Annotated in this window: 18 protein-coding genes and 1 rRNA gene; 8 read left to right on the top strand and 11 right to left on the bottom strand. The window is 60.8% G+C overall.

Annotation, left to right across the window (positions count from 1 at the left end; translation table 11 throughout):
* Nucleotides 1–108 precede the first annotated feature (108 nt).
* Nucleotides 109–816, bottom strand: coding sequence for a hypothetical protein (locus M3O22_04305; GenBank protein MDP9195979.1), 708 nt, complete (start codon nucleotides 814–816; stop codon nucleotides 109–111).
* A 39-nt stretch (nucleotides 817–855) separates the two neighbouring features.
* A complete protein-coding gene (locus M3O22_04300) occupies nucleotides 856–1,347 on the bottom strand; it encodes a hypothetical protein (GenBank protein ID MDP9195978.1) in 492 nt (163 codons plus the stop codon).
* Between the two features lie 109 nt (nucleotides 1,348–1,456).
* Between M3O22_04300 and M3O22_04295 the strand changes: the two genes are divergently transcribed.
* The 3 genes from M3O22_04295 (at nucleotide 1,457) to M3O22_04285 (ending at nucleotide 5,511) form a co-directional block, all read left to right on the top strand.
* Nucleotides 1,457–2,575: a M14 family metallopeptidase gene (locus M3O22_04295; protein ID MDP9195977.1), complete on the top strand. Its 1,119-nt coding sequence runs from the start codon at nucleotides 1,457–1,459 to the stop codon at nucleotides 2,573–2,575.
* A 41-nt stretch (nucleotides 2,576–2,616) separates the two neighbouring features.
* Nucleotides 2,617–4,713 carry an ATP-dependent DNA helicase RecG gene (gene recG, locus M3O22_04290; protein ID MDP9195976.1) on the top strand — a complete coding sequence of 699 codons (2,097 nt, stop codon included), beginning with the start codon at nucleotides 2,617–2,619 and terminating at the stop codon, nucleotides 4,711–4,713.
* Between the two features lie 132 nt (nucleotides 4,714–4,845).
* Nucleotides 4,846–5,511, top strand: a complete 666-nt coding sequence (locus tag M3O22_04285; GenBank protein MDP9195975.1) for a response regulator transcription factor — start codon at nucleotides 4,846–4,848, stop codon at nucleotides 5,509–5,511.
* On the opposite strand, the gene M3O22_04280 is transcribed toward M3O22_04285, so the two are convergent.
* The 9 genes from M3O22_04280 to dcm form a co-directional block, all read right to left on the bottom strand.
* On the bottom strand, nucleotides 5,503–6,447 hold the full coding sequence (locus M3O22_04280; GenBank protein MDP9195974.1) for a glycosyltransferase family 9 protein: 945 nt from the start codon (nucleotides 6,445–6,447) through the stop codon (nucleotides 5,503–5,505). The two genes, M3O22_04285 and M3O22_04280, sit on opposite strands and share 9 nt — an antisense overlap.
* Nucleotides 6,444–9,107, bottom strand: coding sequence for a DUF2339 domain-containing protein (locus M3O22_04275; GenBank protein ID MDP9195973.1), 2,664 nt, complete (start codon nucleotides 9,105–9,107; stop codon nucleotides 6,444–6,446). Before M3O22_04275 ends, M3O22_04280 begins: the two co-directional genes overlap by 4 nt.
* A 402-nt stretch (nucleotides 9,108–9,509) precedes the next feature.
* Complete coding sequence (locus M3O22_04270; protein MDP9195972.1) at nucleotides 9,510–9,968, bottom strand: very short patch repair endonuclease; 459 nt, start codon at nucleotides 9,966–9,968, stop codon at nucleotides 9,510–9,512.
* Between the two features lie 330 nt (nucleotides 9,969–10,298).
* On the bottom strand, nucleotides 10,299–10,790 hold the full coding sequence (locus M3O22_04265) for a hypothetical protein (GenBank protein ID MDP9195971.1): 492 nt from the start codon (nucleotides 10,788–10,790) through the stop codon (nucleotides 10,299–10,301).
* 124 nt (nucleotides 10,791–10,914) lie between these two features.
* Nucleotides 10,915–11,283 (bottom strand): hypothetical protein, encoded by a 369-nt coding sequence (locus M3O22_04260; protein MDP9195970.1) that lies wholly within the window; start codon nucleotides 11,281–11,283, stop codon nucleotides 10,915–10,917.
* Entirely contained in the window at nucleotides 11,280–11,438 is a 159-nt protein-coding gene (locus M3O22_04255; protein MDP9195969.1) for a hypothetical protein, read from the bottom strand. The genes M3O22_04260 and M3O22_04255 overlap by 4 nt, the downstream gene beginning before the upstream one ends.
* A gap of 137 nt (nucleotides 11,439–11,575) precedes the next feature.
* Complete coding sequence (locus M3O22_04250) at nucleotides 11,576–12,007, bottom strand: hypothetical protein (protein ID MDP9195968.1); 432 nt, start codon at nucleotides 12,005–12,007, stop codon at nucleotides 11,576–11,578.
* A gap of 110 nt (nucleotides 12,008–12,117) precedes the next feature.
* The gene (locus tag M3O22_04245; GenBank protein ID MDP9195967.1) at nucleotides 12,118–12,501 is read right to left on the bottom strand and encodes a hypothetical protein; all 384 of its coding nucleotides are present in this window, start codon (nucleotides 12,499–12,501) and stop codon (nucleotides 12,118–12,120) included.
* A 50-nt stretch (nucleotides 12,502–12,551) separates the two neighbouring features.
* Complete coding sequence (gene dcm / locus M3O22_04240) at nucleotides 12,552–13,628, bottom strand: DNA (cytosine-5-)-methyltransferase (protein MDP9195966.1); 1,077 nt, start codon at nucleotides 13,626–13,628, stop codon at nucleotides 12,552–12,554.
* A 69-nt stretch (nucleotides 13,629–13,697) separates the two neighbouring features.
* On the opposite strand from dcm, the gene M3O22_04235 reads away from it, so the two are divergent.
* The 5 genes from M3O22_04235 to M3O22_04215 form a co-directional block, all read left to right on the top strand.
* Nucleotides 13,698–14,270, top strand: a complete 573-nt coding sequence (locus M3O22_04235) for a hypothetical protein (GenBank protein ID MDP9195965.1) — start codon at nucleotides 13,698–13,700, stop codon at nucleotides 14,268–14,270.
* A 36-nt stretch (nucleotides 14,271–14,306) separates the two neighbouring features.
* Nucleotides 14,307–15,437, top strand: coding sequence for a hypothetical protein (locus tag M3O22_04230; GenBank protein ID MDP9195964.1), 1,131 nt, complete (start codon nucleotides 14,307–14,309; stop codon nucleotides 15,435–15,437).
* Nucleotides 15,438–15,471: 34 nt separating this feature from the next.
* Entirely contained in the window at nucleotides 15,472–16,062 is a 591-nt protein-coding gene (locus tag M3O22_04225) for a hypothetical protein (GenBank protein MDP9195963.1), read from the top strand.
* Nucleotides 16,063–16,155: 93 nt separating this feature from the next.
* On the top strand, nucleotides 16,156–16,617 hold the full coding sequence (locus tag M3O22_04220) for a hypothetical protein (protein ID MDP9195962.1): 462 nt from the start codon (nucleotides 16,156–16,158) through the stop codon (nucleotides 16,615–16,617).
* A 274-nt stretch (nucleotides 16,618–16,891) separates the two neighbouring features.
* Nucleotides 16,892–16,992, top strand: a 16S ribosomal RNA gene (locus M3O22_04215); the annotation flags it as partial.

Below are 16,992 nucleotides of genomic sequence, written 5' to 3'. Positions count from 1 at the left end.
GAAAATGCCGCCAGACGCTTTGCATTACCTTCAAAGGCACAGACAAGACGGGCGTATGACTGGTGCCACAGGACCTGGTGGTCCGGAGAAAGGGGAAGCATTCCCCGATCAGCAGTCCATCGTCCGATGCACTGCAGGTCCCGGTCTTCCAGATACCGGTCCGGATTCCACAGGCTTTCCCGCCGACAGTGAAGCGCCAGCCACAGGACAAGGTCCACAGCTTCCAGCCGCCTGAACGGCTGGTCTTCTGCGGTAGCCAGCGCAGAACGGACAGCCCTTTTGATGGCCGCGCACCACCCCCCGGTACAGGCCCAGGCTGGTATGTTTTTCTGCGAAGGGGAGCAGCTCTCCCAGCATTTGTACCATGATCCTGCTGTTGTCCCGTTCTGCAGAAAAGGCCTGAAAAACAACCTTTGCGACAAACTCCGGGTCCAGTTGCCGGATCAGATCGTCCAGCTGTGGCGGGCTCCTGACCAGAAGCATCACCGTTGCAAAACAGCTTCCGAAATTGCCGGAACCAGCCATACCATTCTGCAGGACAGAAAACAGGGTGACGGGTCCGCCTTTTTCCGGAAAATCCACCCGTTCTGACAGAATACCCCGACCCGCAGGAGAAAGACAAAACCCTCTCAGGGCCATAAGGGCCCTGTTCTGGACAGACGTGGCATCCTCTCCTGCCACAAGGATCAGGTCGCGCAGAAACTGGTCTCTTTCGGTATCCCTGACCTCTTCGAAAAGCCGGCTGACAGCTGTAAAATGCTGGTTCCTGTAGAGTTCCCTGAGCTTCAGATATCTCTGGTCGGGTGGGGCAGCCATGCAATCTCCGGAAAAACTGCCGGGAACCTGGGCAGTTTCTCAGGCCCGGGTTTCCGGAAGTGTGGCACCTGGTTCTGAAAGTGTATCAGGAAAAGCAAAGCCGTATTCAGCATGCGCCCTGCGAAAATCTGCTATTCTGACCAACACTTCTTCGGCTTCCCTTGCAAGAATCCGGCTGCCTTCGGAAACCTCTTCCAGTTTCTGTGCATATCCATGCAGGGCCGGATTTTCTGCCAGACTGGCAAAACGTCCGGATACGGCCATCAGATCCGTCACCGCCCGGCCCACAGCCCTTTCCTGGAGATCCGTGGGGGACTGGAAGGCCATGCGGGCCAGCTGCCGGGCTGTCACCCCCATACGATGGGCTGTCACGCTGATGGTATCCATGTCTTCCTGAACGGGGCCGCGGAATCCTGAAGGAACAGAAAGATCCATAACCATGTCCCGCAGCCGCTCGAGATGGCTGGCCAGATCGCGGATTCCGGAACAGCCCCGGCTGGTGCGTGACGGAGGAAATGAAAGATCTGACATGGCGTCCATCCCTGGTCTGGAAATTTCTCTTCAAGGCCAGACTGGACCCGAAAAATGAATTTTTCGTAAACCGCTTTCTGAAAATGAAGGGCTGCCATATCATCGGTCCATGGACACATACGAAACATTCCGTCCTCTGTTTCTGGAAGCTGCCCGAAAAAAAGGCGCAGACCTGTTGTTCCATATCCATCCTGATGTACGAGGTGTCCAGCGCGAAACCCTGGCCGTGGATGTGGCGACCTTTATCCGGGGAACCCCCCGTTCCCTTTTCATCAATGTATCCGCCGTTCACGGCGCGGAAGGACCTGCCGGATCCCTGATCCAGAGAAATATTCTCGACAGACTGGATGTCGACAGCCTTCCTTCTGATACAGCGCTGGTGTTCATCCATGCCCTCAATCCATGGGGTTTTTCCTGGTACAGGCGGGAAACCGAAGACAATGTGGATCTGGGACGCAATTTCGCTGACTTCTCCAGCCCTCCGGACAATCCCGGATACGCAGGACTTCATCCCGGCCTCAGACCCCCACGCTGGAAGGATTTTCCCCGGGCCCTGCGGTATCTCTATTCCCTGTACAGACAGGACAGGGCGGCTTTTGAGGATGCCCTGACAGGAGGCCAGTACCACTGGCCTGACGGACTCTATTATGGCGGGAACAAACCCACATGGTCCCACAGGATTTTTGTCGATATCCTGCACAGATACGCTGCAGCGGCCTCGCGGATCATCTATCTGGACTGGCACACAGGCCTGGGACCTTACGGCACATCACAGATTATTCTTGATGTGCCCCGGAACAGCGATTCATTCCGGCAGGCGACACAGCTGTGGAGCCGGCACACCGTATCAACAACCCATTCTTCTGACACAGGCGGAATGGCTGTCCTGCGACTGGGGGAGATATTCTCCGCCCTGGATCCCCTGCGGGAAAAGAGGGCTTCGGTCATTGCGGCAACCCATGAGACAGGGACATATTCTCCGGCAAGGGTTTTTGCATCCCTCTGGTATTCCAGCCTGTGCCGGAATCTGGGTCCACCTCCCGCAGAAATGCTGCTGGAAAAACTGGGCCTTGATGCCTGGAACGTCTCCCGGAAAACCTTTTTCCCGCAGGGCAGGGCCTGGCGGCAGCAGACGGTGGAAAGCGGTGTCCAGGCCTTTTTCAGCGCTGTGGATTATATCACTGCAAACGGCCGTGACCAGCCCGGTTCCATGACTGCCTTGCCCTGATCCCTGTAAACTGTCCAGGGAAAGCGCTATAAGACAGGGCCATGCGCCCGCCGATCCTCAATCCGATTTTCGCCCCTGTCCAGAGCCTGCCCGGCATAGGTCCGCGGCTGGCAAAGCTGGTCGAGCGTGTGACCGGTCCCCTGGTGGCTGACCTGCTGTGGCACCTGCCCGCCGGACTTGTTGACCGGCGCCGGGTGACCGATATCGCCGGCGCTCCCGATGGTCAGACTGTCACCCTGATCGTGCGGGTGGATGGCCATGCGCCTGGACGCAGCCGCAACCAGCCGTACAGGATCCGCTGCACTGACCAGACCGGCCTGATGGAGATCGTTTATTTCCACCCGCGGGAGGACTGGCTGCAGAAGCAGTTTCCGCAGGGGAAAAAGGTTGTGGTCAGCGGCCGGGTCGAGCGCTTTAACGGCCAGCTGCAGATGCCCCATCCCGATCTGGCGGGCGCGCCGGAGGAGCTGGCCTCCATCGCTGTGGTGGAGCCGGTGTACAGCCTGACCGCCGGCCTGATGCCCCGCGTGCTGCGCAAGGCTGTGGCCGGCGCTGTGGCCCGCGCGCCGGATCTTCCCGAATGGCAGGACCTGGCCTGGCTGCGGCGCGAGGGTTTCCCGCCCTGGAAACTGGCGGTGACTCAGGTCCATGCACCCGAAGACGAGAAGGCCCTGTTGCCGGAAACTCCGGCCCGCCGCCGCCTGGCCTTTGACGAGCTTCTGGCCAACCAGCTGGCCCTGGGCCTGGTGCGCCGGCGCCAGAAGGAACTGCCCGGCCATGCCATCCGCGGCGATGGTCACCTGCGGGAAAGGTTCAGGGCTGCCCTGCCATGGACCCTGACAGGCGGACAAAGCCAGGCACTGGAGGAGATCGGCACTGACATGGCCTCCGGCGGGCGCATGCTGCGCCTGTTGCAGGGCGACGTGGGCAGCGGCAAGACCGTTGTGGCCTTTCTGGCCATGCTGAATGCCATCGAGGCCGGATACCAGACGGTGCTCATGGCTCCCACGGAAATCCTGGCCCGGCAGCACCTGCAGACGTTCACCCCATGGGCGCAGCAGCTGGGCCTGCGTGTGGACATCCTGACCGGCCGGGAAAAGGGCAAGACCAGGACAGAGCTTCTGGAGCGACTCGCAACCGGCGAGACCAGTCTGGTGATCGGCACCCACGCCCTGTTCCAGGACCCGGTGCAGTTCCGCCGGCTGGGCCTGGCCGTGATTGATGAACAGCACCGCTTCGGCGTGCACCAGCGCCTGCAGCTGTCGGCCAAGGGAGCCAGAGAGGGTGCGGGCGCCGCGGACCTGCTGGTCATGACCGCAACGCCCATTCCGCGCACGCTGGCCCTGACCGCCTGGGGTGATATGGACATCTCCCGCATTCCGGAAAAGCCGCCGGGCCGCAAGCCCATCGACACCCGGCTGGTGGCCCTGGACCGGCTGGACGAGGTGGTGGGGGCCCTGAAAAGAAAGATCGTAACCGGCGACCAGGTTTACTGGGTCTGTCCCCTAGTGGACGAGTCGGAGGCTACTGACCTGGCCGCAGCGACCGAACGCCAGGCGTTCCTGAGAGGTGCGCTGGGCGAACAGGTGGGCCTGGTTCACGGCCAGATGAAGGGCCCGGACAAGGACCGGGTCATGGCTGCCTTCGCGGCGGGCGAGCTGGACGTCCTGGTGGCCACCACGGTCATCGAGGTGGGTGTGGACGTGCCCCGTGCCACCATCATGGTGGTGGAGCATGCGGAGCGCTTTGGCCTGGCCCAGCTGCACCAGCTGCGCGGCCGTGTGGGCCGGGGCAGCGGGGCCTCGTCCTGTCTTCTGCTGTATGACCCGAAGCTGTCGGAAACCGCCCGCTCCCGCCTGAAAATCATGCGGGAGACAGAGGACGGCTTTCGCATTGCGGAAGAAGACCTGCGCCTGCGGGGTGCGGGAGAGATCCTGGGCACACGCCAGAGCGGCCTGCAGGAATTCCGGCTGGCCAGCCTGGCCGCCCACGGCGATCTGCTGCACGCCGCCCACGACGATGCCCGTCTGGTACTGGAGCGGGATCCCCAGCTGGAGACAGACCGGGGCAAGACCCTGCGGATCCTGCTGTACCTGTTCAGGCAGGATGACGGGATCCGGTATCTGCGGTCGGGATAGCCCCTCCGGTATGGCCTATGCCATCCGGAAGATACGCAACCCGGTGAAGTATGCCTATACTCCGCCTCCACTTTTCCCTTGCCTGGCAGACAGGGGAACAGCTAATCCGGAGAGAGACAGGACAGAAAAGCCATGAAAATCCTGATTGGAGACGACCATCTGCTGTTCCGCGAAGGCCTTCGCCGCCTTCTGGAGACACTGGGCCCTGATATCACTTTCCGCGAGGCCGGAACATTCGGTGAAATGCAGGAAGAGGCCAGGTCCGGCACGCATTTCGATCTGGCGCTGATGGACCTGCAGATGCCCGGCTGGCCAGGCTTCCAGGGTGTAGCGGAGATCAAGAAAAGCCTGGGCAAGGCCCCGCTGATCGTCGTGTCCGCCTCGGAAACCCGCGAGCACATCCGCCTGGCGCTGGAGGCCGGAGCCTCGGGCTACATCCCCAAATCGTCCAGCGTCAAGGTCATGCTGGGCGCCGTGAATCTGGTGTTCTCGGGCGGGGTCTATGTGCCCAGCGTGGCCCTGCAGGACCAGGAGGGCGGTGGCCAGGGCATGCTGTCCGCCGGACCTGCAGCAGCAGAGTCGGACGGAATGGAGCTTCTGACGCCGCGGCAGCGGGACGTGCTGCGCTGCCTGAAGGAAGGCAAGTCCAACAAGCAGATCGCCTACGAGCTGAACCTGTCCGAGGGCACGGTCAAGATCCATGCCACGGCCATTTTCCGCACCCTGGGTGTGCGCAACCGCACCCAGGCCGTCATCGCCGCCAGCGAGATGGGCCGCAGGGAAACCGGGTCACTGTGACGCTTTTACCAGATCGCGGACAGCCGCCAGAACCTTGTCCACGGACAGGCCGGTCATCAGGCAGGTTCCGGTCCTGACGGCTTCGTCGAACAGGGGCGCCAGTTCCTCGCACGACTGGTCGGACTGGACGAAGGCAGCCCGCTTGCCCCAGGGGCGATAGACCTGCGCCGGCGTGGGGCCAAACAGACCCAGCACCGGGATGCCGGTGGCCGCTGCCAGGTGCATCTGGCCGTTGTCGTTGCCGATGTACAGGGCGCACCGCTCCAGCACCGCCGCCGCTTCCAGGATCGGCACGCTGTCTATCAGGTCAAGGCATCCCGGAATGGCCTGCAGCAAAGGCAGGGCCGCATCCCGCTCGACCGGCACCCCCATCACGGCCACGCGGGCGCCGGGAAACGGGCCGTCGCTGGCTGTCAGGCGCAGGGCCAGTTCGGCAAAACGTTCCGCCGGCCACTGCTTGTGCCGGTGTGTTGAGCCCGGACCGAAGGCAATCACCGGCGGCCCGTCAGGGATCAGGCGCGCGGCAAAATCCCGCTGTTTCGGCCCCAGCCATAGCCGGGGCATGGCAGAGCCGGGAAGGCCGAAAACCTGGTTGATCTCCTCCACCCGGTGCAGGGAACCGGGAAGACGGCGCAGGCGACGGACCTGCCGGGCCCGTAGCAGGCGGGATACGGCCGTGTTTCTCAGGTCAATGACCAGATCCCAGCGGGTCCCGATGACCTGGCGCCACAGGCCGATCCAGTGCCGGCTGAAGCTCTTTTTCCGCAGGACGATGACCCGCTCGATACGGGGAACTTCCGCCAGAAGCGGCACACAGATGGCCCCGCAGACAACGGTGATCGCGGCCTGTGGGTACGTTTCCAGAAGGTGGTCCAGCAGGCCGGTGGTCAGGATAAAATCCCCGATCCGGCTGTTGCTGATGAACAGGATCCTCACGAATCCTGCCCTTCCCCATCCCGGACCATCAGGCGCTGGTAGGCATACCCGATTCCCAGAAGGCAGAGGCCCAACCCCAGGAACGACGCCACGCGCCACAGGCCGTCCAGTTCAGCCATGTCCAGCAGGAACACCTTCAGGACCGTCACCAGGGCAAGGGCAAGGCCGCCCTGACGCAGCAGCCGGTGGTGACGGACAATGCCGACGCCCAGCACAGCCAGTGCGGACACCATCCACACGGCGGACAGGGTCCAGGACTGTGCCTGGAGCATGGAGTCAGGAACACCGCCCGGCAGGAAGCCGCCAAAGGCCCGGTGGACTTCCGCCGACAGCCAGAGCAGACCCAGGAACAGGGCCCCGATTCCCATCGCCACGGCCTTGCGCCGGTGACCATGGGGCCAGACAGCGGTGGCCAGGGCCGCCAGCAGTCCGGCCGGTACCCCGTACGCTAGGAACAGGGCGTTCAGGACCGGCCAGCGCACCATGTACGGAGCCGGATTTTCTGCCAGCGGGTTCAGGATGATGACATGGAACAGGACGATATTCACCACTCCCATCAGGGCCAGAATCCGCCACAGCCACCGTGGCGCCTGGCGGCCAGAGACTGCGGCCACCGGCACGAGGGCCACAGCCGTTGCAAGCCACAGGGCCGTGTATGAAGACGCTTCCAGCAGGTTATAGTTCGCCCTGTGGAAATCGCCGTAGATGGCCGTGCTGGCCAGCATCATGGCCAGCATGATCCCGAAGACTGCCGCGCCGCCTTCCAGAAGGCGGGAGCGGGCATCCTCTCCCTTCCGGGCCGGGTCAAACCTGCGCCAGGCCAGCCAGAACGACAGGGCCGGAACGCCATAGCCGTACAGGACCCAGATCCAGCCACTGTACTCCAGCAGCCAGGGATTCAGGACAAGGCGCGACAGGACAACCGAAGCCATGACCAGCGCCAGGGTCCGCAGACCCCGCACCGGCAGCCTGCCATAGATCCAGGCCAGGGCCAGAACTTCCAGCGCCAGGGCCACGGTCAGCCACGCGTCACGCATCACCAGGGCAAAACACAGGGCCACCGCCGCCGTGGTTCCGGCTGCATAGACGGCCAGGGCTTCGGTCATGCCCGAAGCGGCGGAGATCCGCTGGACCCGGTGGGCGCACAGCAGGTACCAGGCCGCCAGGACCAGCGCCAGGATTCCCCACTGGAGATCGGGACTGAAGTCGCTGAGCCGCCCGTACAGGATGACCAGAAGTCCCATGGGCACGACGACTGACAGGGCTGACCAGAACCAGGGGCGGACAGCGCCATACATCAGGCGGAACAGACCCACAGCCCACACCACCGCCAGGACCAGCATGGTGATCATGTAGTTCTGCATGGCGTCAGACGGAATCAGGGTCAGGCCCTGCGCCGCCGGAAGACCGGCCAGAAGGGCAAAGGGTTTGACCGCCGGTGCAATCACACCGGGCAAGGGCCAGCAGCAGGCAACGGCCAGGGCCAGCAGGCCCGCTTCCGCCGCCAGAAGGCGGACAGGTTGCTGCCACCGCCCCACCACGGGCACGGCCAGAACAAAGATCCCGGCCGCTGTCAGGGCACTGATGTCATAGCCGGTGTATTCGCACAGCAGGAACAGCAGGGTGGCCGTCACGGCGCCCGCGGTGACCACCAGCCAGTCGACGCTCCGGACGGGCCAGAATCCTTCCCCGTCCTCCTCCAGCGCCCGGAAAGGCCGGGGAACAAGGACAAACCAGGCCATCATGGCCACGGCGTACAGACTGAGGGGCCATCCCTCGCCGGGCATCTGGCCCGGCTGCGATCCCATCCACAGCAGAGGCCAGATTGTGGCTCCGGCCAGGGCAGCCCAGGCCAGCCAGCGCACGCCGATCCACCGGATCAGGCCCAGCGAGGCCCCGAGAACCAGCTGCAGATAGACCAGCAGGGTGATCAGGTCAGGTTTTTCCGTGGACACCAGGGCCGGCACCACAAAAGCGCCCACAAGGCCCAGCAGGCCCATGAGAGGTCCGTGCCGCAGGGCCAGGGTCTGCGCCCCCATGCTGATGGCTGCCAGAGCTACAAAGGCTGTCAGGGGGCTGTACAGGTCATAGAGGGCATAGCCGCTGTAGACGGCTGCGAACAGGGCGACAGATCCCGCGGCGGCCAGGGCGGCCGGGATATGATTCCACCCCGACAGGGCCGCGGGAACGAACCCGGGCTTGCGGCGCAGGACCTCGGCCGCCACCACCAGGACCAGGCCGAAAAGAACGCCCAGAGTCACGCGGGCTGTGGGACCCAGCAAGCCGGCCTCGATAGAATAACGCACCAGGAACACGCCGGCCAGGGCCAGCGCCAGACCGCCCAGCCACACCATCCAGCGGGAACCGATGGTCTGTTCCAGGCTGGCCTTTCTGGCGGGTGTGGTTGCCGGCTTTTCAGGAGCAGCGGCAGTGGAAGAGACAGGCGGTGCGGACACAGCCGGAGTTACAGGAACTGCAGGGACTGGAACGGGAATGGGTGAGGGTTTTGCCTCTTCCGCAGCCGGAGGCGTCTGGCCAGTGGCCTGACGGGCCAGAAGGGCATCCAGCCTCTGCCGGACCTGCCGGATCTGGTGAAGGGCATGCAGGACCAGAAACAGCAGGAAAGCCATCAGGATCCAGGGCAGAACTGTCAAATCCATGTCAACTCCGGGAATTATCATGAGAGATCCTCATAGCCTGTTTTCGGGAACAGGGAACCGGTCTGCACTGACTGCACTTTAATTGCACGCAACTGCACCATAACTGCACGGTAAATGCACTTTAAATGCACGGGCGTGCAGTGGAAAAACTCCTGTACCGATATGCCTTTGCGGAAAGTTATCTCCATAAATTGCACCTCTCCGGCAGGGGTGCAGTTATTAACGCTGTGAGAGTGTAAGCATTCCTTATCATTTGTTATCATTTCCATCCGGCAAAAGAGAGCGTCACCCCGGCGAAAGCCGGGGTGACGGAAGAAGAAACTGAAAGAAATCCGGCTACCCTGCCCACGTGCTGCCCCACAAAAAAGACCGAAGTCCTTCTACAGGAAAATGATCCTTTTGTCAAGAGGGCGCAGAACCCCTCATCTCCTGGAACGGCGCGCTGCCTTCCAGCCAGCGAGCTGTCCGGTCGATGATGTCCGGCAGCGGCCAGCGGCCGGGGCCTTTGAACACGCACTCCCACACCACCAGGATGCGCCAGCCGCCGGTCTTCAGGGTTTCCAAGGTCCGGATATCCCGGGCCCTGTTGCCGGAGATCTTGTCCTTCCAGAATTTTTTCCGGGAGCCGGGCCAGCGGAACAGGGCGCAGTCATGGCCGTGCCAGAAACAGCCATGGACAAAAATCACGGCCTTCCGTCCCGGAAAGACCAGGTCCGGGCGGCCGGGCAGTTTTCCGTGAAGGCGATAGCGCAGCCCCCGCCGGTGCAACTCCCGGCGCAGGATCATTTCGGGCTTTGTGTCCTTTCCCCGGATCCCGGCCATCATACGGCTGCGCACGGCGGGGGTGACGACGTCAGGCACTGTCCGGCCTCCTGAGCGGTTCAGAACGGACTGATCCTGCAGGAAGGCCGGTCAGCGATCAAGTGCGGGGCGCTGACGGAGTCTGGCAGTGTGCCTGCTCATGGGCAGCAGCAGCTCTCCTGTCTGCGCTTTGCATAACTCTTCCCAGGGTTCCCCTGAACTCATTGCAGTCGCGCCATACCAGATCCACGACAGACATGCCTGGAATAACGGGATTTCCGCTGCTCGTGTCTACCGCGATAACAGGATGTCCCTGCCATCCTGGACAGCAATTACGAGTATATTTTGGGGGATTCTGTCCTGTGACATGATCTGTTTTTCCGGAAATTTTCAGGGTGAGGCGCGGGCGGGAACCAGAAGAGCCGCGGCAGATTCCGGTACAGCCTGCCCCCTCTCCCTGTCTATTGCCTGTATGGTTTTTTCAAGAATGGAGACAAGTTCCCACGGGGTGTCTGTTTTCCCCCAGGCCTGCAGGCTTTCAATCGGGTTGATGGCAATGGCCATTTCACCCACTCCTGCAACGGCCATGATGTGCTGTACGTCCCCAGCATTCCAGGTCTCGGACAACTGGCTCCGGCTGACAGACCATACGGTAACATGATCCGGATGGGGAACTGGGCTTCTGCGGGTCCAAGGCTGCTCAACACCCGAAACAACCACAATGTATCCATGTCCTGTCTGGCTTTCCATTGCCCGGCAGGCATGCTCAACAAAAGCCTTGTCGTCTCCGTTATTCCGGGAGCGCCGGGAGACGATATGTCCCTGGCTTCCCAGGACGTAAACAACAAAAACATCAGGATTGTCCGGTTTTTCCTGTGACACTGCGCTCCCCCTGAAATCCCTGCACATTATTCTATTCTCTGGCTCTATCCTGACATATGCTGGCGAAAGTAAAACACTCCCGTTATGCGCGCGCATACAAAAGGATGTACAGAAACCAGACTGTTTATGCGCTCGGAGCCGGGAGCTTATGCGAAGACTCCCCAGACGGGGAGGCTCCGGCTTCCCGGGCCGCTTTACTGTCCGCTGCCCGCATGGCGTTGTTGCTCCATGTTGTCAGGTCCGTGGCATTCCCGATAACGCCACCCCAGACTGCCTGGTCTGTCATACCGACAATGACAAGGTCCCCGGCAAGGTTATCACGCCGAAGGGGCGATATATTCCATTCCTTTGCCAGCCCTTCTGACCAGTTTTCTTTCGGGCCAACCGTGTTCGTCATTTCCTGTTTGGCAACGGATCGCACCGCAATAGCCAGACCGATTCCCGGGATTTTTTCCAGCTGTGCTTCATCCAGCCGGCCCGACACGACCATCACAGGGTTTGTCCGCTGGTGGCCATTGCACGGTGCGCAGCCTCTATAAAGGCGCTGTCATTCCCGCCATGGTCCGAACGCTGGGCCAGGATCAGGGCCTCGCCAATGTCTATGTCCACGGCAATCACAAATACATCGTCTTGCTGGTTTTGAGGCACGGATTTCTCCATGACGGATGCGGGTTATGTCCCGCTATAGTTCCGGCGGGGTTAAGAAGAGGTAAAGCCGTCGCGCACTATGGACTTTTTGCACATTCGGATCAGAACACGGATTGATCCTGCAGGGTGACCGGCGATCAGGCGCGGGGAGCCGGCGGGATCTGATAACCATCCTGCTCTCTGGCAGCCACACCGGAAACAGACCTTGTGTCCGCTACCCGCACGATTCTGGTCAGGGTTCCCCTGAATTCGTTGCAGTCACGCCATGTGAGATTCACAATGGACAGGCCTGCAATGACAGGATTGCCACTGCTTATATCCACCTGGACAACCGCCGGGTGACTTCCCCGGGTGTGTTCCAGAATCTGCGTATTGTCCAGATGGCCTATAGCAACAGCTATCTTTCCTTTTTCCGGTCGCAGTTCACAATCATTAAAAGCCAGCGCCGCAGCATCCATAAATTGACCCCTGTGCCTGCCATAAGCCGAAAGGGTTTCCAGAATGGCTGCCTTGCCATCCCGGACAGCGATTACAAATACATCTTCCGGAATCTTTTTTTCCTCTGACACAGTACTCTCCTTGCAAAGTATAATGTCCCATCCTGCCATACGCAGGTGAAAATAAATGGCTTCCCGCGGTGTGCGGCCTTACAACAGAAGGCCACGCGGCAGTCAGGCTGTCAGGCCCGTGGCTGTGACACCTGGTCGTGGCCTGTTCCGGGGGACGGTGTCCTGTCCGCTTGTTTCATGATTTTTTGCAGGCCGCTCCTGAATTCGCTGCTGTCTTTCCATACAAAATCCGGGTGAGTCATACCGACAGGGTTTTCACCACTCGTCCCCTGTTGAATCCGGACAACAGTCGGATAATCTTCTGAGCCCGGTATCAGAATATCCAGCTCGCCTACAGCGATTACGATCTTTCCTTTTGGCCTCAGGCTGTTTTCAGTAAAGACATCTGCCGCTGCATTCATGAAGCGATCGTCAGCCCCGAAGCAGATGCGGCTTGCCAGAACTTCGCCCCTGCTGCCGTTTACAAGAATCACATGTACCTGTTTCCTTGACACGCCCTGCTCCCGTAGTTGTTGAATGATTGTCCGGTTATATCATGCGCCGGTTAAGCGAAAGTAAAAATACCTTTTTTCTCCGTCTCCTGCCCCGTACCGGCAATCCAGGGGGCCATGGCGCGGGCGATGGCTTCGACCGCCGGCACAACAACCGCGTTTCCAAACTGGCGGTAGGCCTGGGTGTCGGAGACAGGAATGCGGAACCGGGCTTCCCCGGGTTTCTCGAATCCCATCAGGCGGGCGCACTCGCGGGGCGTGAGGCGGCGGGGATTTTTGCCTTCCTGTCGCACCAGGATCTCTGACCCGTCCTTGTAGTACCGGGCCGACAGGGTCCGTGCCACACTCTCCGGCCCGCACAGGCCAAAGCCGAACCCGTTGCCCTGGCTGCGGTGTTTCTGCGCATAGTCCTGCAGGTAGCGCCACAGTTTGTCGGTCAGCGTATATTTTTCCGCCACCCGGCCCTGGCCTTCTGTGTAAGGCGGATCCGGCTCCTCGCTGCTGTCTTCGGGATGCAGAATGGCCCCCAGCTTTGGCCCCTGTTGCCGGTCCGGCAGCATCAGGTTGCTGAAAGAAAAACCATTCGGTTCGCGGAAACCGGCGATAAAGACACGTTCCCGGTGCTGGGGCACCAGGGACTTTGCGTCAATGATCCGGGTGTGGATGGTATAGCCCAGGTCCTTCTCCAGCGTGTCGCGGATCACCTGGAACGTGCGGCCCCGGTCGTGGCTGGCCAGGTTCTTCACGTTTTCCAGCAGAAAAGCCTTTGGCCGGTGATGCTCCAGGATCCGGGCCACGTCAAAGAACAGGGTGCCCTGCGTCTCGTCGCGAAAGCCGTGCGCCCGGCCCAGCGCATTCTTTTTTGATACTCCGGCGATGGAGAAAGGCTGGCAGGGAAACCCCGCCAGAAGAACATCATGCGCGGGAATGTCAGCGGCAGGAACCTTTGTGATATCCCCGGCCATCATGTGATCAGGACCATCATCGAAATTGGCCGCATAGGTCTTGCGGGCAAAGGCGTTCCACTCGCTGGTAAAGACACAGCGCCCGCCGACGGCCTCGAACCCGCGCCGCAAGCCCCCGATCCCGGCGAACAGGTCGATGAAACGGAAGGCTGGTGTCTTGCGCATGGACAGTCTTCTGAAAGTATTTGCCTGTGCTATGTCTGGCACTTCATTCATTAAATCATCCGGAGCCCCGTGCCTATGGAAAACAGCAACAGCGAACGCAGAATCCCGGTCAGGCATACTCTGGGGGACAGGGAGCAGATGCGCATGCTGCAGGGGGCGGGCTTCTTTTCTGACTGGCTCCGGAATCTGGCAACAGGCAGCCCCAATATTGTGGCTGATGTCCTGGATGTTATCCCGGCGCAGGGCGGGACGCTGGCAATTGCTGCCCGGATCACCCGCTGGCCTGGCGCAAAAGCCGACTGTTATTCGGTAACGGCTGAGCAGGCCTCCAGGATAGAGCCCCATCAGTTTTCCGCAGACAATCCGGAATCTCCCCTGGGGGCCGGCCTGTCTTCCGAAAAACATGATCTTCTTCTGAATGCGGAATTCTTTTTCCAGTGGCTCGACACCACTGCAGGGAGTCCTGTGGCTGTCCTGAAGATTCTGGACGTCATTGGCCATGGTGGAGAACCGGCAGCGGTGCTGGTCCAGACCATGACGAAGCCTGGCGCAGAACCTGCCTGTTATGCCGTGACCGCCGAAGGTGTGGCTGAAGTTCACCTGTTCCGGCCGGGCCGCAGTGGTCCTGTCAACGCACCCTGACCTGTGAAAAGCCGGACCGGACAGACAGCGAATCGCATGGGCGCGCTGACTGCCGCTGTCCTGGCCCTGTCTGCAACACTGCCGGCCCGGGCAGATTTCTCCGGAGCCCTGTCCGGCGTGTTCCTGCTTTCTCCCCCATCCATGCCCCAGCAGCCGGATGCACCAGCCCGTGCGGATTTTGACCGGTATATGGCGCTGGATGTCCTGGGCCTTCCCCGGCCCGACCCTGACCGCCTTGTCCGCGATTTTCCCCATATGACCGCCTATATTAATGCATGGGATCATGTGCTGCCTGACCCGCTGCGGCAGTCCATGTCTCCTCCCGGGAAATTCAGGGCCCTGCGGGATCTGGGAAAAACAGGCCACGGCAATGGCCGCAGCACGTTTTACCGCCTTGTGGACGGCCGGACCGCCTGTGTGATCAGTCTGGATCCGGACTTCAGCGAGATGCGCAGTATCACCGCTTTCAATCTGGGTTTTGACGAACGGTATATACTGGCCTGGCCCTGGCCGGCCGCTGTGGAGCGGGAAGCAACGCTGCAGCACGAACTGGCCCACTGCTTCGTCATGGATGCCGGCCTGCCCGGGGAAGTGAACGCCTGGACCTGGGCCTGGCAGGCGCTGGAGGAAGGGCCGCACCGGACATACGCCCGGAAGAACCGGGAATTCATGACCCGCGCCTATGCCATGAAGTCGGTTCTGGGCACGGTCCACAGCCTGCGCGCAGGCCGGGAACCTGACGCCACACACGCCGTTGCCCTGGGCCTGTATCATATGAAAAAGACGGGCAGGACCTGCTTTTCCAGCAGTCACGCAGACGTCAGATCCTTTGAGGAAAAGCTGGCGGCAAAGCTGGAAAAACTTCTGCCGGAGGGAGATATTTCTCCGGCGTCTCTTGTGGCCGCGGCTGGCGTCCTGCGCAGGAACCGGATTCTCGCCGGTCCGGACGAACGGGAATGGCTGGGCCAGATTATCAGGGCTGTCCGGTATATGGAGAACCAGGGCGTCTTTATTCGCGGAACAGTAGCCCGGGGCCTTGACCGGAAAGGCGCCCTGTGGCGCGCGGCCAAAAATCGCATGGAGCAGAACACCACAGCCCTGTACCTGGCCGGAAATCCCCGGCTGCCCGGGTGCATTCCTGTTGCTGCAAGTAAAATGGCCCCCTAGCCTGTCTCCCGGGATATCAGGGAAGACATGGTTTATGTGGGACAGAATCGAAGAGAACCTCAACTGGATGCCGGTATATATCCAGAATCTGGTCATCGGGACCGTGGCGGGCTCGCTTCTGGTTTTTGCCTTCTGCGCCGGAAGGCTGTACGAGCGTTCCGGAAACCGGGCCGGGCCGACACAGGCAGGATCGGCAAATCCCCCGAACGGGCCTGCCCTTCGCCCGCCCGAATTCACACGACTGGTGACGGGATGGGAGCAGGCCTGCATGAACAGCAGTTTTGCCTTTTCCCTGATCAGCGAACTGGTCAATATAAGATCTGATACTGCACCGGCAATCATCAACGGATATGAAGACCTGGCCTTCAAGTGCCTGTCCAGAAGCGCTCCCCTGCCCTGGAAACTCCAGACCAGGGACGGGTATATCGTCGGATCTACCGAGGAGCACCTGGTACAGTTCTTCCAGCTTATCCGGGATGCCAGCTGTGAGAACCACCAGCCGGCATGGGAGGCTGCGTCCCGGATGAGTCTGATAAACGGAGGTCCGGCCAACACAGGATGGATCAATCCCGACTGTCAGGAGTCCCTGGCCAGGCGTCATGGTATCGCCACGACGGCTCCCTGAAACAGACTGGAAATCCTGTATGGCCCGGGGGGTGTTCCTGTTGCTGCAAGTAAAGCCGTGCCTTAGGATATTCCTGCAACAGGGAGACTGTCCATGTGGCGGAGAATTGAAAAAAGCATCAACCGTATTTTTCCCGGCTACCGGGTTCTGTCAGACATGGGGTTTCTGACGCTTGCCTTCTGTCTTGGCAAACTGGAAGGACGCTATGAAAATCCGGCCAGTGAGGGACAGACTGTCTGGGAAAAAGCCTGTACGGATCCGGACCATGCGTTGTCCCTTGTGGAATCGCTGATAGATGGCGTTGACTCCGAAAGCGCGCCCGCAACAATCAGCGTACACGCGGATCTGGCCGTACAGTGCCTTGCCAGGAGCGGCCCGCTGGACCGGGAAGCACAGACCGGGGAAGGTTATCCGGTTGGTCGCACACCCACAGATGTGCTGCGCTATTTCCAGACCATGCGGGATCACGCCTGTCAGGTGGAAGAACCAGCCAGTCCCGATTGCCAGGGATCCCTGATTGAAATGCTGGGACCAAAGTACGGGATCACACCCTGAAAAATTTTATCAAGCTTCTTGACTCTCCCCCCGGGAAGGATTAGATCACCTTCCTCGCGCTGCCCTAGGGCGGTGCCGGTTCGTCGATATTGTGAAGTGTATCGGAAAAGAATGCGTGGGCGGCGATGCCACAAGGGTCCTGTACGGGCCATTATGGAAATCGTACGTCACGCAAGAACTGTGTTGTCTGAATTCAGGTTCAGAACAAACAGGTAAGGTGATGTGACGGTTTCCGTCTTAGATCCATATCCGGATTTATCCGGGTACGGACATTCAACCTGAGAGTTTGATCCTGGCTCAGAACGAACGCTGGCGGCATGCCTAACACATGCAAGTCGAACGCATCAGCAATGGTGAGTGGCGGACGGGTGAGGA

This window comes from Pseudomonadota bacterium (genome assembly GCA_030775045.1).
Taxonomy (GTDB): domain Bacteria; phylum Pseudomonadota; class Alphaproteobacteria; order JALYJY01; family JALYJY01; genus JALYJY01.
The sequence above is the reverse complement of the archived record's forward strand: the minus strand, read 5'-3'. Positions and strand labels throughout refer to the sequence as shown.